We start from the raw sequence: 613 nt of genomic DNA on the forward strand, positions 1-613 counted from the left end.
AAACACTATCCAATGCCAAAAACCACTACCTGTTGGTGCATCAGGATCGTACGCGGTAATCGCAAAACTTTTTGTACCCTTTGGAACGTCTTTCCACATCAGTTGTGGAGACTGGTTCGCACCATCACATCCCCAACCTGAATATTCAAATGTCTTCGCCATTGGATGACCTTCTTGAATATCTTTACTCTTTAGTTCAAAAGCATGGGCAGAGCCGATAACCAAAACGCTAAGGGCCAAAACAGACTTGTGAATCGCTTTCATGTGTTTCTTCCTTTCAATGAGTTCAAATCAAGTCTATTCATCAACCCAAGCCAAGACACATCAATAAGTATCACAAAATATAAAATAATCGTCTATTTTGACACTTTAAGATTCAAGCATAAATTTCTTATTCTCTGAGTTGCATCTGGTTTATGCTAACCAACCGCTCAGAGAACAAGGAAGACAAAATGGAACTGGATATCTACGTCGTTGACGCATTTACAGACACGCAATTTAAAGGCAACTCAGCAGCAGTCGTACCCTTGCAAGAGTGGTTAGAACCAGAGCTAATGCAAAACATTGCAGCGGAAAACAACCTCTCTGAAACCGCGTTTGTTAAAGCGATTGG

Annotated in this window: 2 protein-coding genes; one reads left to right on the top strand and one right to left on the bottom strand. The window is 40.9% G+C overall.

Annotated elements, in window-relative coordinates; genetic code table 11:
• Positions 1–264 (bottom strand): YbhB/YbcL family Raf kinase inhibitor-like protein (locus R8N49_RS28525; RefSeq protein WP_318190623.1); only part of this gene is annotated, 264 nt, incomplete at its 3' end.
• Between the two features lie 188 nt (positions 265–452).
• On the opposite strand from R8N49_RS28525, the gene R8N49_RS28530 reads away from it, so the two are divergent.
• Positions 453–613: PhzF family phenazine biosynthesis protein (locus tag R8N49_RS28530; protein ID WP_318190624.1), on the top strand; the 161-nt coding region annotated here is incomplete at its 3' end.

The organism is Vibrio sp. 1978 (genome assembly GCF_033344345.1).